Below are 22,879 nucleotides of genomic sequence, written 5' to 3'. Positions count from 1 at the left end.
GCAGTGGGCTGGCGGTTTGGTGGGTCGGTGGGTCGGCCGGTTGGTGGGTGGCAGCGGCAGAGGACGGGCTCAGAGAGCGGATGCCAGAAGAAGCCCCTGGGACACCCGGATCTTCACGCATTGGGGCCACTCATTGGTTGGGGTGCACGAAAAAGGCGGCTCCGGTATTCCGGAACCGCCTTTATCTACCCACCTGTGCAGGGAATGGGATGTTCTTAGTTTTCGCTTGCTTTCTTAGCCTCCGCAGGAGTGCCGGCATCAGTGGGAGCGCTAGGGCCAACGCCAGGGGCGTCAGTGGCAGCGTTAGCTGTGGGCGCATCAGAGCCGGACGTTCCCACTAGGGCGTCCTCCTCAGCGGGTCCGTGGCCGGGGAGGTAGACGGAATCACTGGACTTGCCTCTGCGGTACCGCCCAATCACCAGGAACAACACCAAGGCCAGAATAAACACCAGAATGCTGGTCCACACGTTCAGCCGTGCTGTCATCCCCAAGATGGTGATCTGCTCGGCGGTGTCAATACGCAGCATCTCAATCCAGACCCGGCCAGCGGTGTAGATCATGGCATAGAGCAGGAAGAGCCGGCCATTGCGCAACTTGAGCTTGCGGTCCAAGAGCAACAGGGTAGCAACACCTGCTAGGTTCCAGAGGCATTCGTAGAGGAAAGTGGGGTGGAACAGAGTGTCAGGGCTGAAGCCTACCGGCACAAATTCCGGTGAAACGCTCAGTCCCCACGGCAGCGTGGTGGGCCCACCAAAGAGTTCTTGATTGAAGTAGTTCCCCCAACGGCCAATGGCCTGGGCCAGCAGAATGCCGGGAGCGGCGGCGTCAATGAATGCCGAAATCTTTACATTGGCGCGGCGGCAGCCAATCCAGGCACCCACCACACCGAGAACTACGGCACCCCAAATGCCAAGCCCGCCGAGCCAAATCTGCGGGATGAGCGCCAGGTTGCCCGTGCCGTCAAAGCCCGGCCCGAAGTACGCATCCGGTGAGGAAAACACATGATAGAGCCGGCCACCAATGATGCCAAAGGGAATAGCCCAGATGGCTATATCCCAGATGGATCCTTCGGGTCCGCCGCGTTTGCGCCAGCGGCGGTCTGTCAGCCAAATGGCCGCAACAATGCCCAGCAGAATGCATAGGGCGTACGCGTGAACACGCAATGGTCCAATATCAAAACCAGACCAAGCTGGTGCCGGAATGGCCGCAACCACGTTGCCGGTCAAGGCAAGTGGGGCGAGGGAAGCAATCACTGAGGTACTCCTGTGGTGGCTTCGGGTGTGGAGGGGGTCTTAGAAGGTGTATCAAGCGGAGCATCAAAAGCGGAGCTGAGCTCCTTCGCCAAGGCGCCCACAGCAGCAACACCGCCATCACGCAGAGCAACAACCAAGGCCGTACCCACAATCACCCCATCCGCGTAGCCAGCAATTTCACGCACATGCTCTGGCCGCGAAACACCCAGCCCTACGCAGGCACGCTCGGCACCTGCATTGTGAGCTGCCGCCACTACGGCCTCAGCTGCGCTTGAGACAGTAGTCCTGGCACCGGTGACACCCATGATGGAGACGGCATAGACAAAACCGCGGGTGGCCTCAACCGTCATGGCTACGCGTTCGGCAGTGGAAGAGGGAGCTACCAGGAACACCCGGTCCAAACCGTATTTATCGGAGGCAGCAAACCATTCGCCGGCTTCATCCGGGATCAAATCTGGTGTGATCAGGCCAGCGCCACCGGCCTCAGCCAGACGGCGGGCAAACTCGTCCACACCGAGCCGCATCACGGGGTTCCAGTAGGTCATGACCAGCACTGCCGCATCGGTTTGCGCCGTGACAGCCGCCACAATATCAAACACATCTGATACGTGGAAGCCATTTTCCAGCGCCTGCGTGGTGGCAGCCTGAATGACCGGGCCATCCATGACGGGATCAGAATAAGGGATTCCAATTTCAATGATGTCGGCACCATTGCGGGCCACCGCGATGGCTGCATCAATGGATCCCTGCTTGTCCGGGAACCCGGCGGGCAGGTAAGCGATCAAGGCCTTTCTTCCGGCCGCCTTGGCTTTGTCGATGGCCGCCCCGGACTTACTGAAAATGGCAGGGGTTGCGTTACTGTTGCTGATGATTTCACTCATTGCTGGCATCCTCTGCGTTGCTATCCATGACGCCGGCTCCCGGCGCCGCACCCTTGGCGGTGCGAGTAGAGAGCATAGTGCCCTTGACATTGCCGTTCTCATCGAGGAGACCGAACCATTCAGCAGCCGTCTCCACGTCCTTGTCGCCGCGCCCGGAAAGGTTCACGATGATGACAACGTCCTCGGCTTTCTGGGCATCGGCAGTGAGGCGCTGACCAACTTTCAAAGCACCTGCCAATGCGTGTGCGGACTCGATCGCTGGGATGATGCCTTCAGTGCGGCACAGCAACTTGAAGGCGTCCATGGCCTCAGCATCGGTAATGCCTTCATAGCTAACCCGGCCTAGATCCGCCAAGTAGGCGTGCTCAGGACCAACACCCGGGTAGTCCAGACCGGCAGAAATGGAGTGCGATTCGATGGTCTGGCCGTCTTCATCCTGCATGAGGTAGGAGCGGGCGCCGTGAAGCACACCAGGACGGCCCAGCGTGATGGTGGCTGCGTGGCGGCCCGTCTCAACGCCGTCGCCAGCAGCTTCAAAGCCGTACATCTTTACAGCGGAGTCATCCAAGAACCCATGGAACAAGCCAATGGCGTTGGAGCCACCACCAATGCAAGCGCATACGGCGTCGGGCAGGCGGCCAATCTGATCAATGATCTGGCCACGGGCCTCTTCACCAATCACTTCATGGAAGAAACGGACCATGGCCGGGAAAGGATGTGCGCCGGAAACGGTGCCCAGCACGTAGTGGGTGTTTTCAACGTTCGCTACCCAGTCGCGTAAGGCATCATTGATGGCATCTTTGAGGGTCTGGGAACCGTTAGTTACCGGCACCACTGTGGCCCCCAGTAACTGCATCCGGGCCACATTCAGCGCCTGACGGCGGCAATCTTCGGCACCCATGTAGACAACGCAGTCAAGACCCAACAGGGCAGCGGCGGTTGCGCTGGCAACACCGTGCTGGCCGGCACCGGTCTCGGCAATGATGCGCGTCTTGCCCATACGCTTAGCCAGCAAAGCCTGACCCAAAACGTTGTTGATTTTGTGTGAACCGGTGTGGTTGAGGTCTTCGCGTTTGAGGAAGATACGGGCCCCACCAGCATGCTCGCTAAATCGCTTGGCCTCGGTGAGCAAGGACGGCCGGCCGGAATAATTCTTGTTTAGATCCGCAATCTCGGCCAGAAACTCCGGATCAATTTTAGCTTTTTCGAACGTCGCTTCAATCTCATCCAGGGCGGCTATGAGCGATTCCGGCATCCAACGGCCGCCGTAGCTGCCGAAGTAGGGCCCGGGCGCATGCCGCAGCGAATGCTCGGATGCTACATGCTGAGCAGTGGCGCCCTGTAAGAATGCTGTTGCCGGATCCACCATGTCTGCGGGATCCTGTGACGAAGCTGCTGGCAGTTGAGCCATCAGTTCCACCGTCCTGTTCCTAAATAATTGTGCACTGATAGTCGAAGGTGCTGGTGGCCCCTGCGGCAGATGCGAAGGCCCCCAGACAGGCTAGCAACCGGGCCCTCCCTGTGCGGACGGGCCCGGCTGCTAGCGGGTGCTAATGGCTTGCGCCCCAGTTGCCTTGAATTCGGTGATCCGCTCCCTGGGAGTGGCATCTTTGACAAGTGCCTCACCCACAAGAATGGCGTGGGCCCCGTGCGCCGTGTAATGCTCGACGTCGGCCACGTCACGTACGCCCGACTCGGCCACCACGATGGGTCCGTTCTCGATGTTGCCGGCAGGAATGCCACCAGCCAAGGCCGCAAAGACTCCCCTGTCCACGTCGAGGGTTTTCAGGTTGCGTACGTTGATGCCAATAATTTTTGCATCAACGGCAACAGCCCGCGCAATTTCCTCGGCCGTATGCGTCTCCACCACAGCGTTCATACCCAATTCGTGGGTCAGAGCCAGGTAGCTGCGCAGTTCCTCATCACTCAAGGCAGCCACGATGAGCAGAACAAGGTCCGCTCCATGGGCCCGGGCTTCCCAGATCATGTACGGATCACAGGTGAAATCCTTGCGTAGAACAGGGATGCTCACTGCTGCACGTACGGCGTCCAGATCGGCCAAGGAACCGCTGAAGCGGCGTTCCTCAGTCAACACGCTGATGATGCTGGCGCCGCCTTCTTGGTACAAAGTAGCCAAGGCCGCCGGGTCTGCAATACCCGCCAGCTGACCCTTGGACGGGCTGCGGCGCTTAACTTCTGCAATGACCTTGAGGTCATCACGCGCAGCACGGTCACCACCCAGAGCCGCCCAAGCATCTAGCGCCGGGGCTACCGTCTTGACCCGCTCCTGCAACTCTTCCAGGCTGAGAAGTTGCTGGCGGGCATGGAGGTCTTCCCGGACACCGTCAATGATGTCCAGCAGAACGCTCACTGCTAGTGGCCGTTGTTCTTCAGCTTGCTTCCGCCAACGCCGTAGCCAGCAGCCTTCAGGACTGGGCCCAGGATGACGCCCACGGCAATGACGCCCACGCCGATCCAGAACATTATGGTGGCACTTTCGCCGATGACGAACGCGATGCAGCCAATCAACGAACCAACCAGCATGACAGCGACACTGGTCCAAGCTGCCGGGCTGTTTCCGTGGCCCAGCTCAATGCTGTGGTCAATGGGCTCTTGCACGGTTACTGATGCAGCCGACTTGTTGCTCATGGTAAATCTCCCTATTTAACGCGGATACTAATATTACATTCTGCCATTACTTGGCCGCGGAAGCCCAAAGCTGGACACCCTGCGGACTCGTGCCGTGGCTAGGCGGTGGGGTCTTCCCCGCGACTAAGCCTGTCCCAGCTATCAATCTCATCCACCGGAGCCTCCGAGACGCCTGCACCAGTGTCCTTCGCAGCGTCATATTTGGTACGCACAGTCCAGGAACGCCCGAACCACAGCACCAACAGTGCCCCTATAGCTAACACAAGAGCGGCGGCGGCAGCTAGAGCCGGAAAAATTGTTGCCGTGGCCTGTGAGCCCTGGCCTTCAATACCTGTTGCTACCCCAACTTCAGCTGCGGCTGCAGCCACGGGATCGGCTAGGATACCCAGTGCCAGGCCCACAACGCCAATAGCTCCCAAGAAGACCACCGCTGCGGTGATGAAACGGGCAACCCGTCCGGCAATGGTGATAGCCAGGGCGCCTGCCAGTGCCACCAGCGCCAAGGCAGAAACCGCTACTGCAGCCTTATTGCCGGGGATGTTCAGATCGCTCTGAACCACCTCACCAGGTGCTATGTTCACATGGATCCAGGTTTGGGTAGTGGTGCCGAAGATAGCCAATGACGCCACCACCATCAACAGCACCAAGCTTGATTTGCGTTTGAAGAAGGGCGTGCGCGTGGCGGTGGTGTGACCGGCGCCCGGAAGGGGAAGCTCGGGGTTGTTCTGATCTTGGCTCATTACTTACGCACCTGATCCGTCCGCTGTGCCGGAGCTGGCATCGCTCAGGCTTTCAGCCATATTTTCTTCAAGGGTTTCATCCAGGGTGCGCAGCGATGCTGCGGCATAGACTGCCCGGAGCGGGGCTGCGGCCTTATTGACAGTTTCCAGGGCCTCGGTTTCGTTAACTGAGTCCGCCACAATGCCACCGCCTGCCTGGACATAAGCCTTGCCCCCACGCAGAAGTGCCGAGCGGATGGCAATGGCCATGTCCATGTCCCCGGCAAAGTCCATATAGCCAACCACGCCACCGTAGATACCGCGACGGTGGGGTTCCAACTCATCCAGCAGGCTCAGAGCCCGTGGTTTCGGTGCTCCTGAGAGGGTTCCGGCAGGAAAGGTTGCCGCCAGGACGTCATAAGCGTTCTTGTCGGGACTCAGCGTGCCCACCACAGTGGAGACCAGATGCATGATGTGGCTGAAACGCTCAACTTCCATGAACTGGGTGACATCCACGGTGCCCGGGACACAAACCTTGGAAAGATCGTTGCGTGAAAGGTCTACCAGCATGAGGTGCTCGGAGCGTTCCTTTTCATCCGCCAACAGATCCTTGGCCAACCACTTGTCATCTTCCGTGGAGGTTCCGCGCGGGCGGGAACCTGCGATGGGGTGCGTGATGACTTCATTGCCCAGCACACTCACCAAAGCTTCCGGGGACGAGCCAACAATGGAATAGGGCTGACCCTCCGCATCTACAAAGCTGTAGAGGTACATGTAGGGGCTGGGGTTGGTATTGCGCAATACCCGGTACACATCCAGTGCCGTGCTCTGGCACACCATTTCAAAGCGCCGGGACACAACTACCTGGAACACTTCGCCGTCCACAATGGCTTCTTTAGCGATGTCCAAGGCTTTCAGGTAGTCATTGCGGTCCCAGCGCTCCTGAACACTCTGGGCAAAAGTGGCTGCCGGAACCTGCAGAACAGACATGGGCTGAACCACTGGCTGACGCAACTGGTTCACCATGGCGTGGACCCGCGCCACCGCATCATGCCAGGCGCCGTCCACATTCTCATTGGTACCGTTGACGTTGATGGCGTTGGCGATCAACAAGACAGTGCCCTCGTTATTGTCATGGACGGCCATATCGGCAACCAGGTTCAGTGAGAGTTCGGGCAGTTTCAGATCATCCGGCGGCGGCGTGGGGAGCTTTTCCCAGTGCCGCACTGATTCCCAGCCCACAAAGCCCACCAGGCCAGAGGTGAAGGGAGGCAGCCCCTGAAACCGTTCCGTGGCCAAAAGTTTGAGGGTGGCTTCCATGGCGTCCACAGGATTCCCGCTCAAGGGCACGCCTACTGGAGGGGCCCCCTGCCAGAGCGCCTCGCCGTCGTGCGTGGTCAAGGTGGCGCTGGAACGCACGCCGATGAAAGAGTAGCGGGACCAGACCCCACCCACGGCAGCCGATTCCATCAAGAACGTGCCGGGGGCCTCCGCCGCCAAGGCCCGGTAAAGGCCAATGGGCGTTTGCGCGTCGGCCAGCACCTTCAAATGCACGGGGATGACCCTGCGGGAGCGGGCCAACTCACGGAACTCCGTCAGGGAGGGACTGATAACACCTAGATCTTGCATGGGATGTTTAGCTTTCTTGACTCAAGCGGACGGGTGAAGCAAATTCCTGTACTGCGTGAAGACCGGCAATGTGAAGACTGCCAATGCGGAGGACCTGCGGCGCCACCACACCGCACGCGCGGGCCCTTGCCGATGATGCACTCGCTCACAGCACTGGCTAAGGGCTGCTTGGGGAGTGCGGGAGGGCGTTAGCTACGTGCGTTGGCCGGTCACAGCTTCCAGCGCACGGCCCTCAAAGCAGGTGTGGCTGCCGGTGTGGCAGGCCGCTCCCACCTGGTCCACGGTGATCAGCAGCGCGTCACCATCGCAGTCCAAGGCTGCGGACTTCACGTACTGGAAGTGGCCGGAAGTATCACCCTTGCGCCAATATTCCTGACGTGAGCGGGAGTAAAAAGTTACCCGGCCTGAAGACAGTGTGCGGCGCAACGCCTCATTGTCCATCCACCCCAGCATCAGCACTTCTTTGCTGTCGAACTGCTGGATGATGGCGGCAACCAGGCCCGCGTCATCATGTTTGAGCCTGGCAGCGACTTCTGAAGCCAATTCAATGCCCTGTTCTGACAGAGGCGCGGCGGACGTGGACTGGGGATCTGGACTTTGCGGCATCATAGACAATTCTAGTGCCACACACCCCCCGAACCGGCAATCTGAAACCCGGCAGCCAGCTTGCGGCGATTCAGCATGCCATCGGGAGCCAATACATGCTAATTTCACAAGTGATGCAATTTGTAGAACCATCCCGTGAAGTACTCGCCGAGACCCTGCTGGCCGCCGGGCCGGGAGCACCCACGCTCTGTGAAGGATGGCAGACCCAGGACCTGGCCGCTCACCTTTACCTGCGCGAGCATAATCCGCGTGCAGGTTTGGGTATGGTACTTAAACCTTGGCGAAAGGCCGCGGAGAAGGCCATTGCGGAACTGGCCCTCGCCTCCAGCACACCCGCGGCCTTTGCCGAACTCGTGGAGAAGTTCCGGGCCGGGCCACCGAAGTTGTCCCTGTTTGCGCTGAAGTCCGTGGACCATACCGCCAACCTCACCGAGTTTTTCATCCATACCGAGGATGTCCGGCGGGCCTCCGACCGGTGGGCGCCACGCACCTTGGACGCCGCCTATTCCGGGGCTTTGTGGACAGAGTTAGTCAAGCGTGCCGCGATCTTGTACCGCGGGGTGGATTTGGGCATTGTTTTGGTTAACCCGGCCGGACCTCGCCACGTTGCCAAGCGGGCACCCGTCTCTGTGGCCATCATCGGCACCCCAGGTGAACTCCTCATGCACGCCAATGGACGCACCGGGGAGGCCCTGGTCAGTTTCGAAGGCCAGCCTGACGCCGTGGCCCTGCTGCGCACCGCCGAATTAGGCTTCTAATCCCCCTCGCGCAATCCCGCCTTCGCGCAGTTCCATTTTCCCGCTTGAGCCTTGTTCTGGCTATCGGCCAGTAATAGTCCCTAGCACTGGCGTCCCCTACACAAAAAGCTCTCACACCCGGCAGCGTAAGAGCGTTGGGTGTGAGAGCATCGGGTGTTTTTAGCGGACTTCGTATCCTGCGTCTCGGATGGCTTGCTTGACGTCAGCAATGGCACTATCTGGGCCAAAGTGGAAGATGGATGCGGCCAACACAGCATTGGCTCCGGCAGCCACGGCTGGCGGAAAATGCTCCGGTTTGCCAGCTCCGCCGGAGGCGATGATGGGAATATTCACTGCTGCTCGGACCAGGCGGATGAGTTCCAGATCGAACCCCTCCTTGGTGCCATCAGCATCGATCGAGTTCAGCAGGATTTCCCCCACACCCCGATCTGCGGCTTCCTTAGCCCACTCAATTGCATCCATACCGGTGCCCTTGCGCCCGCCGTGCGTTGTCACTTCAAAGCCCGAAGGCGTGATCCCACCCTGGGTGCGGCGTGCGTCAACACTGAGCACCAAGACCTGAGAACCAAACCGCTGGGTGATCTCGTCAATGACGGCTGGGCGGGCAATTGCCGCAGTGTTAATGGAGGCCTTGTCCGCGCCATAGCGCAGCAGCTTGTCCACATCGGAGACCTCACGGACTCCCCCGCCTACGGTCAGCGGGATGAAGATTTGCTCGGCGGCACGGGATACCACTTCAAAGGTGGTCTCCCGGTTGCCCGAGGATGCGGTGACATCAAGGAACGTCAACTCGTCGGCACCGGCGCGATCGTAACGCTGTGCGAGCTCAACGGGATCACCGGCGTCGCGCAGGTTTTGGAACTTCACTCCCTTGACCACGCGGCCGGCGTCCACGTCCAGGCAGGGGATGACTCGAATGGCAACACTCATGGCATGTACCTTCTTTGCATTAAGTTATGGAGGGCTCTGGCAGCTTAGATGCGGCAGGCGTGGATGTTGCTGACCAGGATGGCGCGGGCGCCCAGGTCGTAGAGCTCATCCATGATCCGGTTGGTGTCCTTAGCCTTGACCATGGAGCGCACGGCAACCCAGTCGGTATCACGCAGCGGGGACACCGTGGGAGATTCCAGTCCCGGTGTCAGGGCGGTGGCCTGATCCATGAGTGTCTTGGGTACGTCGTAGTCCAGCAGGACATACTGGCGTGCCACCAAAACGCTGTGGAGGCGGCGGATGAGCACTTCGAGACCGGGGGGCGGGGTTACACCGCGGCGGCCAATAAGTAGCGCCTCGGAATTCAGGATGGGTTCGCCAAAGATTTCCATGCCGGCGGCCTTGAGTGTGCTGCCGGTCTCCACCACGTCAGCAATGGCGTCAGCAACACCGAGACGGACCGAGGATTCCACAGCGCCGTCAAGGCGGACCACCTGGGCGTTGATTCCCAGCTCGGCCAGGTATTCGCGCAGCAGGCCGTCGTAACTGGTGGCCAGGCGTTTGCCTTCAAGTTCGGCTGCACTGCTGAAGTCACCCACGGGTCCGGCAAAGCGGAAGGTGGAAATGGCGAACCCCAAGGGCAGCAGTTCTTCGGCGTCAACCTGGGCGTCCATGAGCAAATCGCGTCCGGTGATGCCAACATCCAAGGTACCCGCACCTACATAGACGGCAATATCGCGGGGGCGCAGGAAGAAAAATTCAACGTTGTTTTCAGGGTCAACCATGACTAGTTCGCGGGAGTCGCGGCGCTGGCGGTAGCCGGCCTCCGCCAACATTGCAGAAGCAGCTTCGGACAGGGCACCCTTGTTCGGGACGGCAACACGCAGCATGATAAAAGTCTTTCAGGTAGGAACAGGCAAAAAGTTTCGGCTCCCTGTGGGACGCCATTTCAGAAATTTTCAAGCAGCCACGGCAGGTGGCTAGAGATGCTTGTAAACATCCTGAAGGGTCAACCCTTTTGCGATCATCATGACCTGCAGGTGGTAGAACAGCTGGGAAATCTCCTCGGCGCAGGCTTCTTCCGATTCATACTCGGCAGCCATCCACACCTCGGCGGCTTCCTCAACCACTTTCTTGCCGATACCGTGTACGCCGGAATCAAGTTCGGCGACGGTACGGGAGCCAGCGGGCCGGGCTGCTGCTTTAGCACTGAGCTCATCAAAAAGGGATTCGAAGGTCTTCACGCAGTCCACCTTACTGGGTTTGGCTCGTTTTCGCGGATTTGCAGACTCCGCGCGTCCAACATACGGACAGTCAAGATACGGACAGTGGGAGGGTGGCGGCGTCCACCGCACCGAAGCGGCTCGCCGTTTGCACAGAACGGTGTGCCACTCCAAGAGTGGCACACCGTTACCCAGATAACCGAGCGCAGCTTCGAAGCGCCCGGCAGTTTTCAGCTAGACGTTCAGCGCTGCCAGCGTCAGTGCCGTGGCAAGTGCAGCCGTGACGGCCTCGTGCCCTTTGTCCTCCACGGATCCCGGCAACCCGGCGCGGGCTAGGCCTTGCTCTTCGGTATCGCAAGTTAGGACCCCAAAGCCCACAGGGACTCCTGTGCGGACACTGACATCAGTCAAGCCCAGGGTGGCTGCCTGGCAGACGTAGTCAAAGTGCGGGGTGCCGCCGCGGATCACAACACCCAAGGCAACAACTGCATCATAGGAGGACGCCAAACGAGCCACTGCCACCGGCAATTCAAAGCTGCCCGGAACCCGCACTACTAAAGGTTCGGCAATTCCCGCGTCAACAGCACCACGCAGCGCACCTGCTAGCAGCCCGTCCATGATTTCGGTGTGCCAGCTGGCGGCGACTATGGCCAGCCGCAATCCTGCTGCCTGGGCTTTCTCTGCCCCGTCGAATCCAATGACGGGTGCTCCGTGACCGCTCATGCTGTGTGTCCTTCCGTAGTGATATCCAAAGTTCTAGGGAGTGTGGTGCTGGCACCAGTGTCCGGTGCCGGTGGTGCAGGTTGTGCTTCGTCCAGGGCAAGGGCATGGTGCATCCGGTCCCGCTTGGTTACCAGATAGCGGAGGTTTTCCGTGCGGGCCGGGATGTGTGCCGGGACCATTGCCACCACGTCAATGCCATGACGGGCCAGATCAGCTTCCTTGAGCGGATTGTTACTCAGCAGAGCAATACGAGTGTGCCCCAGGGCGCTGAGTATCCCAGCCGCGGCCGAGTAGTCCCGCGCGTCAACGGGCAGTCCCAACTGTTCATTGGCCTCCACTGTGTCCGCGCCGGATTCCTGGAGACTGTAGGCACGGATTTTATTGGCGAGTCCAATCCCGCGCCCCTCATGTCCACGCAAATACACCAACGTGCCGCCCTGCTGATGGATTTGTTCCAAGGCATGGTCCAGCTGTTCCCCGCAATCGCAGCGGTAGGAGCCAAACACATCTCCCGTCAGACACTCCGAATGCAGCCGCACCAAAGGCACGACGGCGCCTGCCGAACTTCCCTGCCCAGACTCACCGGGGGCAGACTCACCCTGCCCAGACTCACCGGGGGCACTCAGGCTCAGGTGTTCGGCACCCGTTGCGGAGTCCACCCAGGCTTGAACTGCGAAGACACCAAATTGGGTGGGTAGAGATACCACCGGACCGCCTACAACAACAGTGCCGTTGGCGCTCTCTTGCTCAGACATGGTGGGACTCCGCATCATCCATCGCCGCCAAGTGGGCGGCTAAGTCCTCGATGGAGATCAGCACCAGGGAATGGCGGTCAGCAAATTCCCGCAGCCCGTGCAAGCGCAGCATCTCTCCGGCATCATCCACCACCTCGGCAATCACGGCTACCGCTTCGCATCCGGCAAGTTTGCACAAGTCAACACCAGCTTCAGTATGCCCGGCACGTGCCCGCACTCCCCCAGCCACAGCTCGTAGTGGGAATATATGCCCTGGCCGAGTCACGGTGCCGGGCGTGGAGTCCGGGTTGGCAAGCACCGTTGCTGTCAGGGACCTGTCCGTGGCGCTGATACCCGTGGTGACGCCGTGGGCCGCATCGCAGGAAACCGTATAGGCGGTACCTTTGGCATCCTGGTTAACCGCCACCATGGGCGGCAGCGCGAGGCGATCTGCATGGGCCTCATCCAGGGGAACGCAGATCACACCTGAGCTGTGGCGGATGGTCCAGCCCATGAGCGCGGGGGTGCTGTGCTGGGCGGCGAAGATGATGTCGCCTTCGTTTTCGCGGTTCTCATCATCAACCACCAACACCGCTTCCCCGCGCGCTATGGCGGCAATGGCCAGGGGAACAGGATCTAGAACGTTCCTCATGCCACATCCCCCTTCAAGGTGCTGAACTCCAGAAGCCGTGCAGTGTATTTGGCCAGCACATCCACTTCCAAATTCACCGCGCCGCCTTGAGCTTTCTCTCCCAGACCTGTGGCTGAAAGTGTGATGGGAATCAGCCCTACTTCAAACCACTGCTGGGCGTTTTGAGCCGGGCTTACGGCCGTCACTGTTAGGGACACCCCATCAATGGCGATGGAGCCTTTCTCGGCAATATAGCGGGAAAGTTCTCGGGGAACCTGGAAGCGCAGCCGCTCCCAGCTGCCCAAGTTCTCCCGCTCCAGCAACGTTCCGGTGCCATCCACATGGCCCTGGACAACGTGACCGTCAAGCCGTCCTCCTGCGGGCACACACCGTTCCAGGTTCACGTGATCGCCGTGACGCAAGCTGCCGATGGTGGTGCGGGTGAGGGTTTCGCCCATGACGTCCACCTCAATGGTGTCCCCCTCGAGGCGTGTGGCGCTGAGGCACACACCATTGATGGCCAGGGAGCCGCCCAATTCCAGGCCCTCAAGCAGCGGCCCGGCTTCTAGCACCAGGACGGCGCTGCCGGATTCGGGTGTTTGATTCAAGGCCAGGACGGTGCCGCGGCCTGCAACAATTCCAGTAAACATCTCTAACTTCCTTGCTCGCCGGCGCCGTGAGCGTCCGGGAGTTGTTCGCGGGCGTGAGCCTTGGCGGGCATCAGCGTCAATTTCAAGTCCGGGCCCAGTATTTCCACGGGTCCGGTGGTGGTGGCATCCCATTCCCAGCGCTGGGCTTGTTCCAGCGTGCCGATGCCTAGATCGGTGAGGGCGGGAATGCCAGATCCCAGAAGAGTCGGAGCCAGATAAACCACCAGCTCATCCACGAGCCCCTGGGCCAGGAATGCGGCGTTGATCATGGCACCACCTTCAATCATGAGGTGTCCTACCCCGCGCCCATGAAGTTCACGCACCACGGCGGCTGGATCGTGAGTGCGCAGGGCCAAGAAATCCTCGTCCCCCAAACGGTCGGGGCTGCTTGGGGTACCCGAAACACCCTTCACAGCGGCGTCGGCGGGGATCTCCCTTTTCCCCATGACCACGCGCAGTGGCTGATGTTCGGCGTCAGAGCCATCTGCCGCACGCGCTGTCAGCCGCGGGTTATCGGCCATGACGGTTCCGGTGCCCACCACAATGGCGTCCACACGGGCCCGTAGCTCATGGGAGTCCTGGCGAGATTCCTGCGAGGTGATCCACTGGCTGGTGCCGTCCACGGCGGCAATCCTGCCGTCCACCGTCTGAGCCAGCCGCGCTGTAATGAAAGGGCGGTTTTCACGCACAGCAACAAACCAACGCCGGTTCAGATCTTCAGCCTCGGCGGCCATGAGCCCCATCCGGACGTTGATGCCTTCGTTGTGCAGGATTTGCGCCCCGCCAGCAGCCGGGATGTGAGGGTCCGGGAGTGCGTAGACCACGTTGCCAATTCCGGCGTCGAGGATGGCCTGAGTACAGGGCCCGGTACGGCCCACATGGCTGCACGGTTCAAGGGTGACAATGAGCGTGGCCGCGGACAGATCCCGTTTAACCCCTGTGCCGAGGAGCCTGTTGATGACATCAGCTTCCGCGTGGGGTGTTCCCGCACCCTTGTGGTAACCGATGGCAAGGAAGGTGCCGTCCGCGTCAATGATGACAGCTCCCACAAGCGGGTTTGAACTGCGCACCCCTTGCCGGGCTGCTGAGAGAGCCGTCTCCATGCCTAAAATTTCGGCAGCGGTAAAGTGCTCGGGAGCAGGGGTGCGGAAACTGTTGTCCATGGCGGAGAAGATCATAGTCTGGCCTTTCTGTTGCTCACAGTAATGTCAGGGAATGTAGCGTCAACAGATACCTGCCGGGCTAGGGCATCTGTGGTGCGACGCACCCTCCACCATACGAAGAAACCAACCAAAGTAAATGCACCATAGAAGACATACATGAAAGCGGAGGCGTAGTATCCGGCGCTGAACAACAACGGCACACCTACCAAGTCCACCGCTACCCAGATCAGCCAGAACTCAACCCAGCCTTTGGCCATGCCATAGGTTGCCAGAAGTGAGCCCATGAAAATCCATGCGTCCGCCCAGACAGGCTCGTAGGAACCCATGGCCGTAAAGATTGGGGTGAGGATGGCTGTTCCGCCCACCATGGCGGCTACCAGCAGCCAGCGTACGCGGGCTCCAGCCCAGCGAGGCTGGACGGCGTCACCCACATGAGCGCCGTCGTCGTTCTTTTGGTGACGAGTCTGGTTCCAACGCTGCCAGCCGTAGATCGAGACGGCGATGAACATGATTTGCCGGCCGGCCTGACCCAAGAGGTTCACATGTTCAGTGGAGCCGAAGACTGAGCCCATGAAGACTGTGAAGAGCAGGAGGTTGCCGATGATGCCCACCGGCCAGGCCCAGATTTTACGGCGCATACCGCCGAGGGCGCTGGCGAGCCCAAATAAGTTTCCAATTACTTCGCGCCAGAGCAGGAATCCGCCACCGGCGAATTCGAGTTTGGCATCAAAGAGCCATCGCAGAAAATCCACTGTTACCTTACCCTTTCGAGACCGCGATGGCTCCGGGGGTAACGTACAGCTAAGCCGAGCAGGGTACAAGAATGGGACGGCTAAAAAGCCGCCGCTACACCCTTGACCTGACGGCCAAAACTGTTCGTGCTTCTCCCATCCAGACTTTAACTGTCGGTTCCGGAATTTCACCAGATCAACCGTGCACGCCCGGTTGTTTCCAACTGGCTGCGCACGGGTCGCGGACTATAACCGCCGGTTCGGAATTACACCGACCCCGGAGCACGTGATATTTCTTTTAGCACCCGCTGTTACGGGTGCCTGTTAATAGTATGACATCAATTACATCTGGCAGTTGCTACGGGAAGTTCCTCCCGGCCGTGGCTCGTGCCACAAGCGTGCGGCTTAGCCGAAAGCCAGTTGGCCCTTGGCACGCAGCGACTCGATGGCTTCCTGCGGTGACGGCTTACCGTAGACGGCCGAGCCGGCCACGAAGATATTGGCACCGGCCTCGGCAGCACGGGTGATGGTCTCTTCCGTGATCCCCCCATCAACCTGAAGAGCCACATTGACACCGCTACCCTCTATGGCCGCCCGGGCGCGCCGAATCTTAGGCAGCGTGATATCCAGGAACGCCTGCCCGCCAAAACCCGGCTCCACCGTCATGATCAAGAGCATGTCCAGCTCAGGCAGCATATCCAAGTAAGGTTCGACGGCGGTTGCCGGGCGCAGCGCCATCCCCGCCTTCGCACCCCTGGCCCGCAGCTCGCGAGCCAATTTGATGGGAGCGTTGGAGGCTTCCACATGGAAGGTCACCGAGTCCAGCCCCGCATCCGCATACAGTGGCGCCCAACGGTCCACCTCGGCAATCATCAAGTGCGCGTCCAAAGGCACCGGGCTCACCTGCGCAATCCGCTCAACCACGGGCAACCCAATGGTTAGATTGGGCACAAAATGGTTATCCATGACATCGACGTGGACCGCATCGGCATTGGAAATACGGTCCAACTCGGCCTGCAAATTCACAAAGTCGGCGGACAGGATACTGGGGTTGATGCAGCATTTAATGCCGGTGCGGCTCACAAAGATACCTCTATCTACTGGTTGTATCGCTACTGGTTCTATCGCTAGTGGGCGGATGTCTAGTGGGTGGAGTAGCGGGGCAGCGCGTTCTTAGCCGTTCTTGCGGATGAGCGCAATGAACATGGCGTCGCTCTGGTGGATGTGCGGCCACAACTGGGCCATCATCCGGTGCCCGGGAACAGCCGCGGTGGTGTTGCCGGCATGAACTGCGCCGCTGAGGCTTGCCGTATCCAGGGCGGCTCCGGCGTCCACCAGTTCAACATCTGTACGCTTGCGCATGGCATCCTCCACCACGGCAATGGTTTCTGCCACATGCGGGGAGCAGGTGACATAAGCCACTACTCCACCGGGCTTGACCGCGTCCAGGGCGGAAGCGAGGAGTTCACGCTGCAGCGGACCCAATTCCGCCACATCTGAAAGTTTGCGTCGCCACCGTGATTCGGGCCGGCGGCGCAAGGCACCAAGGCCTGTGCACGGAGCGTCCACCAGGACCCTATCGAATGCGCCGGGGTGTTCGCGGCCAATATCACGGCCGTCTCCGGTACGCACGGTCCAGCTATCGTGCGGGATAGCGGCCAGTGCCTGCTCTACGAGTTTGGCACGGTGAGGTGCCGGTTCATTGGCCAGTAGCCAAGCATTCTTTTGAGCCGCCAGAGCCGCCAAGAGTGCTGCCTTACCGCCGGGTCCGGCGCACAGATCAAGCCAGCGCTCCTCGCTGCCGTCCTTGCCGGAAGTAACCTCTACTCCGGCCAAGGCACGGGCCACCAGCTGGGAGCCGGCGTCCTGGACCCGCACAGTGCCTTCACGGACACTTTCCAGACGGCCCAAGTCCCCTCCCGAGGAGAGGGCAGAATCGGCCACAAGCTCACCGGGGGTGAAGCTGGCCTCGAAGGCTTCAGCAAGGTCGCCCAGCCCGGGCAGGGCCACAAGGTTCACCACGGGGGCAGCGTTATCCGCCTCCAGCAGGGCGGTAATTTCGCTCACGTCCCGGCCATGGGCAACGAGCGCTTGGCGCATCGAGCGCACAATCCATTCCGGATGTGCGTGCTCAATGGAGGCCTTCTTGACCTCATCAGTAATTCCGGCGGTAAGTTCAATCAGCCACTCGGATAAGTCCTTTGCCGCAACTTTGCGCAGTACGGCGTTGACAAGGCCTGAGGGGCCAGCACCAATCACGGCACGCGCCAGGCCTACGGTCTGGTCCAAGGCCGCGTGGGTGGGAACACGCATGGCCAGGAGCTGGTGGACGCCTAGGCGCAGGGCATCCAGGATGGCGGGATCCAGCTCACTGAGCGGGCGGTCCACGCACGTAGCCAAAATGGCGTCGTAGGTGCCCTGGGCGCGTAACGCCCCGTAGGTCAGCTCGGTGGCGAACCCTGCGTCACGGCGGTCCAGCCCATGTTTGCGGATGCGTGCCGGCAACACCAGGTTGGCGTACGCGTCATCGGCGGAGACAGCCCGGAGTACCTCAAAGGCCACCAGCCGTGCGGGGTCCGCCACCCGGGTGCGCTGGCCCGGTGCCGTTTCGGTCTTGTTCCGGGTGGTGCTGCGGTTACGTTCGCGTCCGGCATCGTCCCGACGTCGGACACCGCCACCCTGAGCGCCGCCGTGGCCGCCACGTTGCGCGCTGGAATGCCCGCTTTGCTCGCTGGTCATTCAAACACCACATCTTCCTTGTTGGCCAGGCCGCGGGCCCAGTCTGTTGCCTTCATAAGTTTTTTGCCCGAAGGCTGCACGTCCACCAATTCCACGGCGTGCGATCCGGTACCGACAAGAACATCTTTCCCGGACACCATCACGTGCCCGGGAGCCAATGCTGTGATGTCCGGACGCGGGAGCACAGCTCCCAGCTTGAACCTTTGTCCGGAGAGCATGGTCCAGGCACCGGGCTCGGTGGTTACCCCACGGATGCGGCGGTTGATAGCCAGAGCTGGTGCGCCCCAATTCACGTGCCCGTCCTCGAGGGACAGTTTGGGGGCGAGCGTGATCTCGCCTTGTTGAGGGATGCCGGAAAGCATCCCCGCACCGATCCCATCAATGGTCTGTGCCAGTAATACTGCACCGCTGTGAGAGAGCCGCTCCAGTAGTAGGGCGCTGGTGTCAGTGGTTTGGATTCTCTCAGTCATGGTGCCAAAGACCGGCCCGGTGTCAAGTCCTTTTTCCAAGAGGAACGTGGAGGCGCCAGTAATTTCATCTCCGTTGATGACAGCGTGCTGCACAGGCGCCGCACCTCGCCAGGCAGGGAGCAGCGAAAAGTGCAGGTTGATCCATCCGTGAGCCGGGATACCCAGTGCGGATGGTGGAATAAGTGCCCCGTAAGCCACAATGGCGGCCACTTCGGGTGCGGCGGCAAAGATGGCGGCGGCAGCGTCGGAGTCGATCTTGTCCGCCTTAATGACGGGCAACCCCAACTCTTGGGCCCGGGCAGCAACGGGAGATGGCGTCAGCACCCTTTTACGTCCCAGCGGGGCGTCCGGGCGTGTCAGGACAGCCACGATCTCATGACCGGCAGCGCGCAAGGCCTCCAGGGAAGGCAGCGCCACGGCAGGAGTTCCAGCGAAAAGCACCCTCATTGGGCGGCCCCGGCAACAACACCAGCAGAAGCACCGAAAGCGGAACCCACAGTTTTTGCGCGCTTGGCAACTGTTTCTGCCGTGATGTTGTGATAGTTAGCTGTTCTAATGGCACGCAGCGCGTCCTTGCGGTCCTCACCTTCGAGCCGGTCCACATAGAGTTTCCCGTTGAGGTGGTCTGTTTCGTGCTGGAAACACTTAGCCAGGGTACCTGTGGCTTCCATATCGATGGGGTGGCCATGCAGGTCCACCCCGGTGATCCGAACCCAGCGGTGACGGGAAACTGTGTAGCCTAGGCCGGGCACGGACAGGCAACCTTCCGGATCGCCGGGGGCAAAGTCATCGCTGGCCACCAGGATCGGGTTGATGATGTGCCCTTCTACACCGTCAACAGAGTATGTGAAGATGCGTTTGTTGACGCCCACTTGCGGTGCTGCCAGCCCGGCGCCGCGAACGTCCACCATGGTTTCATTCATGTCGGAAATCAATTTGGCCAGCTCAGGGCCAAATACGCTCACTTCCTCGGCGACCGTTCTCAGGACCGGATCGCCAATGATGCGAATGCTCAGGATGGCCATGTGTGGGCACCTCACTTTGGTATTTATGCAGGCCGAAGTTGACCCGTGGAACTGAAGTTGTGACAAGTCTAGTTGGCGCCTACTGCGCAGGAGGCGAAATATCGAGCAAAGGGCTCCCCGCTTCGGCTGCGTCCAATGAGGTTTGCCACACACGCCGCAAGGAGGCGAACTTAAACCAGTGGGCCTTCAGTACCTGTGGATTGGCCTGCAGCGTACGAACTTCGGTTTCGCCAATCGCCACGCCGAGAAGAATGGGATCCTGGCCGTACCTCCACGGCTCCCAGCTACCGGCGGCTGGATCTATCACTGACTCTTCGGCTTTCATGCCGGCCACAAGCTGCATGACCACCTTCGCGTCCAGGCTCTTTACCTGACCGTTACGGTCAGTGCCCTTGGTTTTGTAGTCGATGATGCACAGCCGCCCACCAATGGTTGCCACCAGATCCAGCGTGCCCGCATAGCCTAGGGTTTCATTCCACACAGTGACTTCCGGCGCCAGCGGCGCAACCTTGTACTCGCTCCACCAATGATCGAAGCGCAGCGCAAAGTTTTCTTCGCCGTTTTCGGCGAGGGCTTCTTGGGCTTCCGCCAGCTGGTGCGGGCGGTCAAGCGCGCGCAAGGCCACTTGTTCGCAGTAGTTGTGGACCCTATCTCCGCGAGCAGCTGCGGCATCCCTGAACTGTTCTGCGGCGTTGGAGCTATCGCGCACCACAGTGCGCAACTGTCCGGGATTTCCTACGGCAGCAGCCAGGTCAGGATGTTTGGATACGGCAGTTGCCGCCATGTACCCAATCCAACCGTCAAGAGAAGTGGACTGTTGCCCGATGACGGTGGTGATGGAGGGGACTTTAGGCGGATCCTGCAGGGAACGGGCGTACATGCGCCCTAGCTCTGTGCTGTGGGCCAATGCTGGTGCTGTCATACCTCTACTATTCCATTACACACTGACACTTCCCAGCGGAGGTCCCGCAGTTTGTGGATAACAGGGCTCCGCCGCCGGGGCGCCCCATGCGGGCAGCGCCGGGCTAACCCCCAGTCTGCATTTCTAGCACTCCCGAGAGCACAAAAATGCCGAACCCTCAGGGTCCGGCACTTTCGCTCTGGAGCGGTTGACGAGATTCGAACTCGCGACATCCACCTTGGCAAGGTGGTGCTCTACCAGCTGAGCTACAACCGCAATACTTTTTCGAAATTGCTTCCGAAGAGAATGAATTTTTGCATTCATCCGTGGGCGATACTGGGATCGAACCAGTGACCTCTTCCGTGTCAGGGAAGCGCGCTACCGCTGCGCCAATCGCCCAAATTCTCATTATTCAATGAAAATCTTGGGTCAAGATGAAACTACCGGAATCCCGGAGGATTCCGGTAATTCCCGAACCATTTTTTACGAGCGGTTGACGAGATTCGAACTCGCGACATCCACCTTGGCAAGGTGGTGCTCTACCAGCTGAGCTACAACCGCAATACTTTTTTTCGAAATTGCTTCCGAAGAGAATGAATTTTTACATTCATCCGTGGGCGATACTGGGATCGAACCAGTGACCTCTTCCGTGTCAGGGAAGCGCGCTACCGCTGCGCCAATCGCCCTAAGGCATCTCGCTGAACTATACAGCAAAACACAATAGATCAGCCAAATGGAGGTGGGAACGGGATTCGAACCCGTGTGCACGGATTTGCAGTCCGTTGCCTCGCCTCTCGGCCACCCCACCATGCGAACTGACTATGGTGTCATGCGAGCGGTTGACGAGATTCGAACTCGCGACATCCACCTTGGCAAGGTGGTGCTCTACCAGCTGAGCTACAACCGCACAAGCTACATTTCCTAGCCTCTGCGTTTCCGCTTCGGTAGTCCGTGTTGCTGCGGTGAAAACATTACATGAGCAGAATCCCAAACGCCAAATCGAACACTCCCCCGCACATCTTTGACAGCCACCACCACAGGGAAATCGTTGAATTGGTGCGGTTTTTGAGCCCGACATTCGAATTACACGAGTGTCATTTCCAGCCATATTGGAGCCTTTTAAAGCCATTTAGGACAGTAATCCTTCATGAGGCCCTCGTCACATTCATCATTTACAAATGCAGCACCGTCTCCCCGGTGGCGCTTTTAGCGTCCCTCGGTGGCGCATCCTTCCGTAAGGGGCGGCGCTGGCGTGGGGCCAGCTTAGAGCAGCGCGTACATCAAAGACACGCCACGGTGAGCGATTCGCGGCCGATCCTTCGGCAGGGCCACGTATTCGAACCACGTATTCGAACACAGCAAATTATGCGCTGCGAAAAGTTTGGGCTATTGTTTTGAACGCACCAAGGAACACACACAGCCCGCGGGTTAGTGGAAGCAAATTGGGCGATTGGCGCAGTGGTAGCGCGTTCCGTTCACACCGGAGAGGTCGCTGGTTCGAACCCAGTATCGCCCACCAAAAGAAAAGCCCCTCTAACCAGCACAATCGCTGAGTTGGAGGGGCTTATTTCGTGTCCTCAACAGGGAAAGTACGGCAGATCCTGCCACTGACACCGTAATACGCACCACACGGAGCAGGCTGTAACACTCAGGAAACTCTCAGACTTTTTTCCTACCGTAGAGATCGTTCTAGTTGGATTCGAATTGAAGGAGGTCCCATGGGACTCGGAGATAAGATCAGCAACAAGGCCCAGGAAGTCGTCGGCAAGGGGAAGGAATCCCTCGGGGACGTCACCAACAACGAGAAACTTCAGGCAGAAGGTGCTGCGGACCAGGCCGCAGCCAAGGCCAAACAGGCCGGGGAGCACGTCAAGGACGCCGCGAAGGACGTCTTCGACAAGTAGGCCATAGGTACTTTCGCCACCCAAGAAGAAAGCCCGCCGGTCCAGCACTAAGCTGGGCCGCCGGGCTTTTTTCTTGCCATCAAACTCAAAGCAGGCTAGAAGCAGAACAGACTAGTGGGTTATTTTTAGGCCCACAATGCAGCCAACAAGTCCTAGTAAGAGCAACACCTTCAGCAGTGAGACTGCCTCTGTGCCGGTGATCATTGCATAGCTCACCGTCAAGGTGGCGCCAATTCCCACCCACACCGCATATGAGGTACCGATGGGAAGCGTTCGCATAGCCCACGCCAAACCGACCATGCTGGCGATCAGTGCCACGACAAACACGATGCTGGGGCCCAGCTTCGAAAGACCCTCGCTCTTTCCCAGTGCCGTGGCCCAAACGGCCTCCAGCATTCCGGACACAACTAAAATCATCCATGCCATGACTACCACTCCTTGGCGCCGTCTTGTCGCTGGCCGGGTACGGCGCACCTCGTCCGGGTGCCACTTGGCATCGTTCATTTTGGCACAAGGACACCTGCCCCGGAAAGCGGCACACCACAGAGTCGTGGGAACTA

25 protein-coding genes, 7 tRNA genes and 2 riboswitches are annotated in these 22,879 nt (G+C 59.8%); of the genes, 3 read left to right on the top strand and 29 right to left on the bottom strand.

From position 1 onward, the window contains the following. Nucleotides 1–215: 215 nt before the first annotated feature. The 8 genes from lgt to hisI all read right to left on the bottom strand — a co-directional run bounded on the left by lgt (nucleotide 216) and on the right by hisI (nucleotide 7,737). Entirely contained in the window at nucleotides 216–1,250 is a 1,035-nt protein-coding gene (gene lgt / locus RY113_RS17785; RefSeq protein ID WP_179442529.1) for a prolipoprotein diacylglyceryl transferase, read from the bottom strand. Further along, nucleotides 1,250–2,134: a tryptophan synthase subunit alpha gene (trpA, locus tag RY113_RS17780; protein ID WP_315915698.1), complete on the bottom strand. Its 885-nt coding sequence runs from the start codon at nucleotides 2,132–2,134 to the stop codon at nucleotides 1,250–1,252. Before trpA ends, lgt begins: the two co-directional genes overlap by 1 nt. Continuing rightward, nucleotides 2,127–3,545 carry a tryptophan synthase subunit beta gene (trpB, locus tag RY113_RS17775; protein ID WP_315915704.1) on the bottom strand — a complete coding sequence of 473 codons (1,419 nt, stop codon included), beginning with the start codon at nucleotides 3,543–3,545 and terminating at the stop codon, nucleotides 2,127–2,129. The genes trpA and trpB overlap by 8 nt, the downstream gene beginning before the upstream one ends. A gap of 129 nt (nucleotides 3,546–3,674) precedes the next feature. Next, a complete protein-coding gene (trpC, locus tag RY113_RS17770; protein ID WP_315915697.1) occupies nucleotides 3,675–4,505 on the bottom strand; it encodes an indole-3-glycerol phosphate synthase TrpC in 831 nt (276 codons plus the stop codon). Nucleotides 4,506–4,507: 2 nt separating this feature from the next. Beyond that, the gene (locus tag RY113_RS17765) at nucleotides 4,508–4,783 is read right to left on the bottom strand and encodes an HGxxPAAW family protein (protein WP_110106171.1); all 276 of its coding nucleotides are present in this window, start codon (nucleotides 4,781–4,783) and stop codon (nucleotides 4,508–4,510) included. A 98-nt stretch (nucleotides 4,784–4,881) separates the two neighbouring features. Next, the gene (locus RY113_RS17760) at nucleotides 4,882–5,523 is read right to left on the bottom strand and encodes a Trp biosynthesis-associated membrane protein (protein WP_110106170.1); all 642 of its coding nucleotides are present in this window, start codon (nucleotides 5,521–5,523) and stop codon (nucleotides 4,882–4,884) included. 3 nt (nucleotides 5,524–5,526) lie between these two features. Further along, nucleotides 5,527–7,131 (bottom strand): anthranilate synthase component I, encoded by a 1,605-nt coding sequence (locus RY113_RS17755; RefSeq protein ID WP_315915693.1) that lies wholly within the window; start codon nucleotides 7,129–7,131, stop codon nucleotides 5,527–5,529. A 192-nt stretch (nucleotides 7,132–7,323) separates the two neighbouring features. Then, on the bottom strand, nucleotides 7,324–7,737 hold the full coding sequence (gene hisI / locus RY113_RS17750; RefSeq protein WP_110106251.1) for a phosphoribosyl-AMP cyclohydrolase: 414 nt from the start codon (nucleotides 7,735–7,737) through the stop codon (nucleotides 7,324–7,326). A 113-nt stretch (nucleotides 7,738–7,850) separates the two neighbouring features. Between hisI and RY113_RS17745 the strand changes: the two genes are divergently transcribed. After that, complete coding sequence (locus tag RY113_RS17745) at nucleotides 7,851–8,495, top strand: TIGR03085 family metal-binding protein (RefSeq protein WP_315915703.1); 645 nt, start codon at nucleotides 7,851–7,853, stop codon at nucleotides 8,493–8,495. A 159-nt stretch (nucleotides 8,496–8,654) separates the two neighbouring features. Here the strand turns inward: RY113_RS17745 and hisF are convergent, their stop codons facing one another. The 20 genes from hisF to RY113_RS17645 form a co-directional block, all read right to left on the bottom strand. Next, nucleotides 8,655–9,425, bottom strand: a complete 771-nt coding sequence (gene hisF / locus RY113_RS17740; RefSeq protein ID WP_110106168.1) for an imidazole glycerol phosphate synthase subunit HisF — start codon at nucleotides 9,423–9,425, stop codon at nucleotides 8,655–8,657. A 44-nt stretch (nucleotides 9,426–9,469) separates the two neighbouring features. Continuing rightward, a complete protein-coding gene (hisG, locus tag RY113_RS17735) occupies nucleotides 9,470–10,315 on the bottom strand; it encodes an ATP phosphoribosyltransferase (RefSeq protein ID WP_110106167.1) in 846 nt (281 codons plus the stop codon). A 90-nt stretch (nucleotides 10,316–10,405) separates the two neighbouring features. Further along, nucleotides 10,406–10,669 (bottom strand): phosphoribosyl-ATP diphosphatase, encoded by a 264-nt coding sequence (locus RY113_RS17730; RefSeq protein WP_315915692.1) that lies wholly within the window; start codon nucleotides 10,667–10,669, stop codon nucleotides 10,406–10,408. A 213-nt stretch (nucleotides 10,670–10,882) separates the two neighbouring features. After that, the gene (gene ribH, locus RY113_RS17725) at nucleotides 10,883–11,371 is read right to left on the bottom strand and encodes a 6,7-dimethyl-8-ribityllumazine synthase (protein ID WP_110106165.1); all 489 of its coding nucleotides are present in this window, start codon (nucleotides 11,369–11,371) and stop codon (nucleotides 10,883–10,885) included. Continuing rightward, nucleotides 11,368–12,126: a GTP cyclohydrolase II gene (locus tag RY113_RS17720; protein ID WP_315915690.1), complete on the bottom strand. Its 759-nt coding sequence runs from the start codon at nucleotides 12,124–12,126 to the stop codon at nucleotides 11,368–11,370. The genes ribH and RY113_RS17720 overlap by 4 nt, the downstream gene beginning before the upstream one ends. Further along, nucleotides 12,119–12,757: a 3,4-dihydroxy-2-butanone-4-phosphate synthase gene (gene ribB, locus RY113_RS17715; protein WP_315915689.1), complete on the bottom strand. Its 639-nt coding sequence runs from the start codon at nucleotides 12,755–12,757 to the stop codon at nucleotides 12,119–12,121. The genes RY113_RS17720 and ribB overlap by 8 nt, the downstream gene beginning before the upstream one ends. Beyond that, nucleotides 12,754–13,386 (bottom strand): riboflavin synthase, encoded by a 633-nt coding sequence (locus RY113_RS17710; protein WP_110106162.1) that lies wholly within the window; start codon nucleotides 13,384–13,386, stop codon nucleotides 12,754–12,756. Before RY113_RS17710 ends, ribB begins: the two co-directional genes overlap by 4 nt. Nucleotides 13,387–13,388: 2 nt before the next feature. Then, the gene (gene ribD / locus RY113_RS17705; protein WP_315915687.1) at nucleotides 13,389–14,564 is read right to left on the bottom strand and encodes a bifunctional diaminohydroxyphosphoribosylaminopyrimidine deaminase/5-amino-6-(5-phosphoribosylamino)uracil reductase RibD; all 1,176 of its coding nucleotides are present in this window, start codon (nucleotides 14,562–14,564) and stop codon (nucleotides 13,389–13,391) included. Next, nucleotides 14,561–15,301 carry a nicotinamide riboside transporter PnuC gene (gene pnuC, locus RY113_RS17700; RefSeq protein ID WP_110106161.1) on the bottom strand — a complete coding sequence of 247 codons (741 nt, stop codon included), beginning with the start codon at nucleotides 15,299–15,301 and terminating at the stop codon, nucleotides 14,561–14,563. Before pnuC ends, ribD begins: the two co-directional genes overlap by 4 nt. 123 nt (nucleotides 15,302–15,424) lie before the next feature. Then, nucleotides 15,425–15,569, bottom strand: a riboswitch (FMN riboswitch). A 116-nt stretch (nucleotides 15,570–15,685) separates the two neighbouring features. Further along, complete coding sequence (rpe, locus tag RY113_RS17695; protein ID WP_315915685.1) at nucleotides 15,686–16,363, bottom strand: ribulose-phosphate 3-epimerase; 678 nt, start codon at nucleotides 16,361–16,363, stop codon at nucleotides 15,686–15,688. A gap of 90 nt (nucleotides 16,364–16,453) precedes the next feature. Beyond that, entirely contained in the window at nucleotides 16,454–18,019 is a 1,566-nt protein-coding gene (locus tag RY113_RS17690; RefSeq protein WP_315915684.1) for a transcription antitermination factor NusB, read from the bottom strand. Further along, entirely contained in the window at nucleotides 18,016–18,936 is a 921-nt protein-coding gene (locus tag RY113_RS17685) for a methionyl-tRNA formyltransferase (protein ID WP_315915683.1), read from the bottom strand. The genes RY113_RS17690 and RY113_RS17685 overlap by 4 nt, the downstream gene beginning before the upstream one ends. Further along, the gene (gene def, locus RY113_RS17680; RefSeq protein ID WP_110106157.1) at nucleotides 18,933–19,514 is read right to left on the bottom strand and encodes a peptide deformylase; all 582 of its coding nucleotides are present in this window, start codon (nucleotides 19,512–19,514) and stop codon (nucleotides 18,933–18,935) included. The genes RY113_RS17685 and def overlap by 4 nt, the downstream gene beginning before the upstream one ends. A 79-nt stretch (nucleotides 19,515–19,593) precedes the next feature. After that, nucleotides 19,594–20,436: a cytochrome gene (locus RY113_RS17675; protein WP_110106156.1), complete on the bottom strand. Its 843-nt coding sequence runs from the start codon at nucleotides 20,434–20,436 to the stop codon at nucleotides 19,594–19,596. A gap of 179 nt (nucleotides 20,437–20,615) precedes the next feature. Next, a tRNA-Gly gene (locus tag RY113_RS17670) sits at nucleotides 20,616–20,691 on the bottom strand. Between the two features lie 51 nt (nucleotides 20,692–20,742). Next, a tRNA-Val gene (locus RY113_RS17665) sits at nucleotides 20,743–20,814 on the bottom strand. Nucleotides 20,815–20,903: 89 nt separating this feature from the next. Next, nucleotides 20,904–20,976, bottom strand: a tRNA-Gly gene (locus RY113_RS17660). A 53-nt stretch (nucleotides 20,977–21,029) separates the two neighbouring features. Continuing rightward, nucleotides 21,030–21,101 (bottom strand) — tRNA-Val (locus RY113_RS17655). A gap of 48 nt (nucleotides 21,102–21,149) precedes the next feature. Further along, a tRNA-Cys gene (locus RY113_RS17650) sits at nucleotides 21,150–21,223 on the bottom strand. A 26-nt stretch (nucleotides 21,224–21,249) separates the two neighbouring features. Further along, a tRNA-Gly gene (locus RY113_RS17645) sits at nucleotides 21,250–21,322 on the bottom strand. A 537-nt stretch (nucleotides 21,323–21,859) separates the two neighbouring features. On the opposite strand from RY113_RS17645, the gene RY113_RS17640 reads away from it, so the two are divergent. Both RY113_RS17640 and RY113_RS17635 read left to right on the top strand, forming a co-directional pair. Next, nucleotides 21,860–21,934 (top strand) — tRNA-Val (locus RY113_RS17640). A gap of 199 nt (nucleotides 21,935–22,133) precedes the next feature. After that, entirely contained in the window at nucleotides 22,134–22,319 is a 186-nt protein-coding gene (locus RY113_RS17635; RefSeq protein ID WP_110106155.1) for a CsbD family protein, read from the top strand. A gap of 111 nt (nucleotides 22,320–22,430) precedes the next feature. On the opposite strand, the gene RY113_RS17630 is transcribed toward RY113_RS17635, so the two are convergent. After that, nucleotides 22,431–22,745, bottom strand: coding sequence for a multidrug efflux SMR transporter (locus RY113_RS17630; protein ID WP_110106154.1), 315 nt, complete (start codon nucleotides 22,743–22,745; stop codon nucleotides 22,431–22,433). Nucleotides 22,746–22,757: 12 nt separating this feature from the next. Further along, a riboswitch (guanidine-III (ykkC-III) riboswitch) is annotated at nucleotides 22,758–22,819 on the bottom strand. Nucleotides 22,820–22,879: the final 60 nt, after the last annotated feature.

This window comes from Arthrobacter sp. lap29 (genome assembly GCF_032458965.1).
Classification (GTDB): domain Bacteria; phylum Actinomycetota; class Actinomycetes; order Actinomycetales; family Micrococcaceae; genus Specibacter; species Specibacter psychrochitiniphilus.
This window is presented reverse-complemented; position numbering and strand designations above follow the sequence as displayed.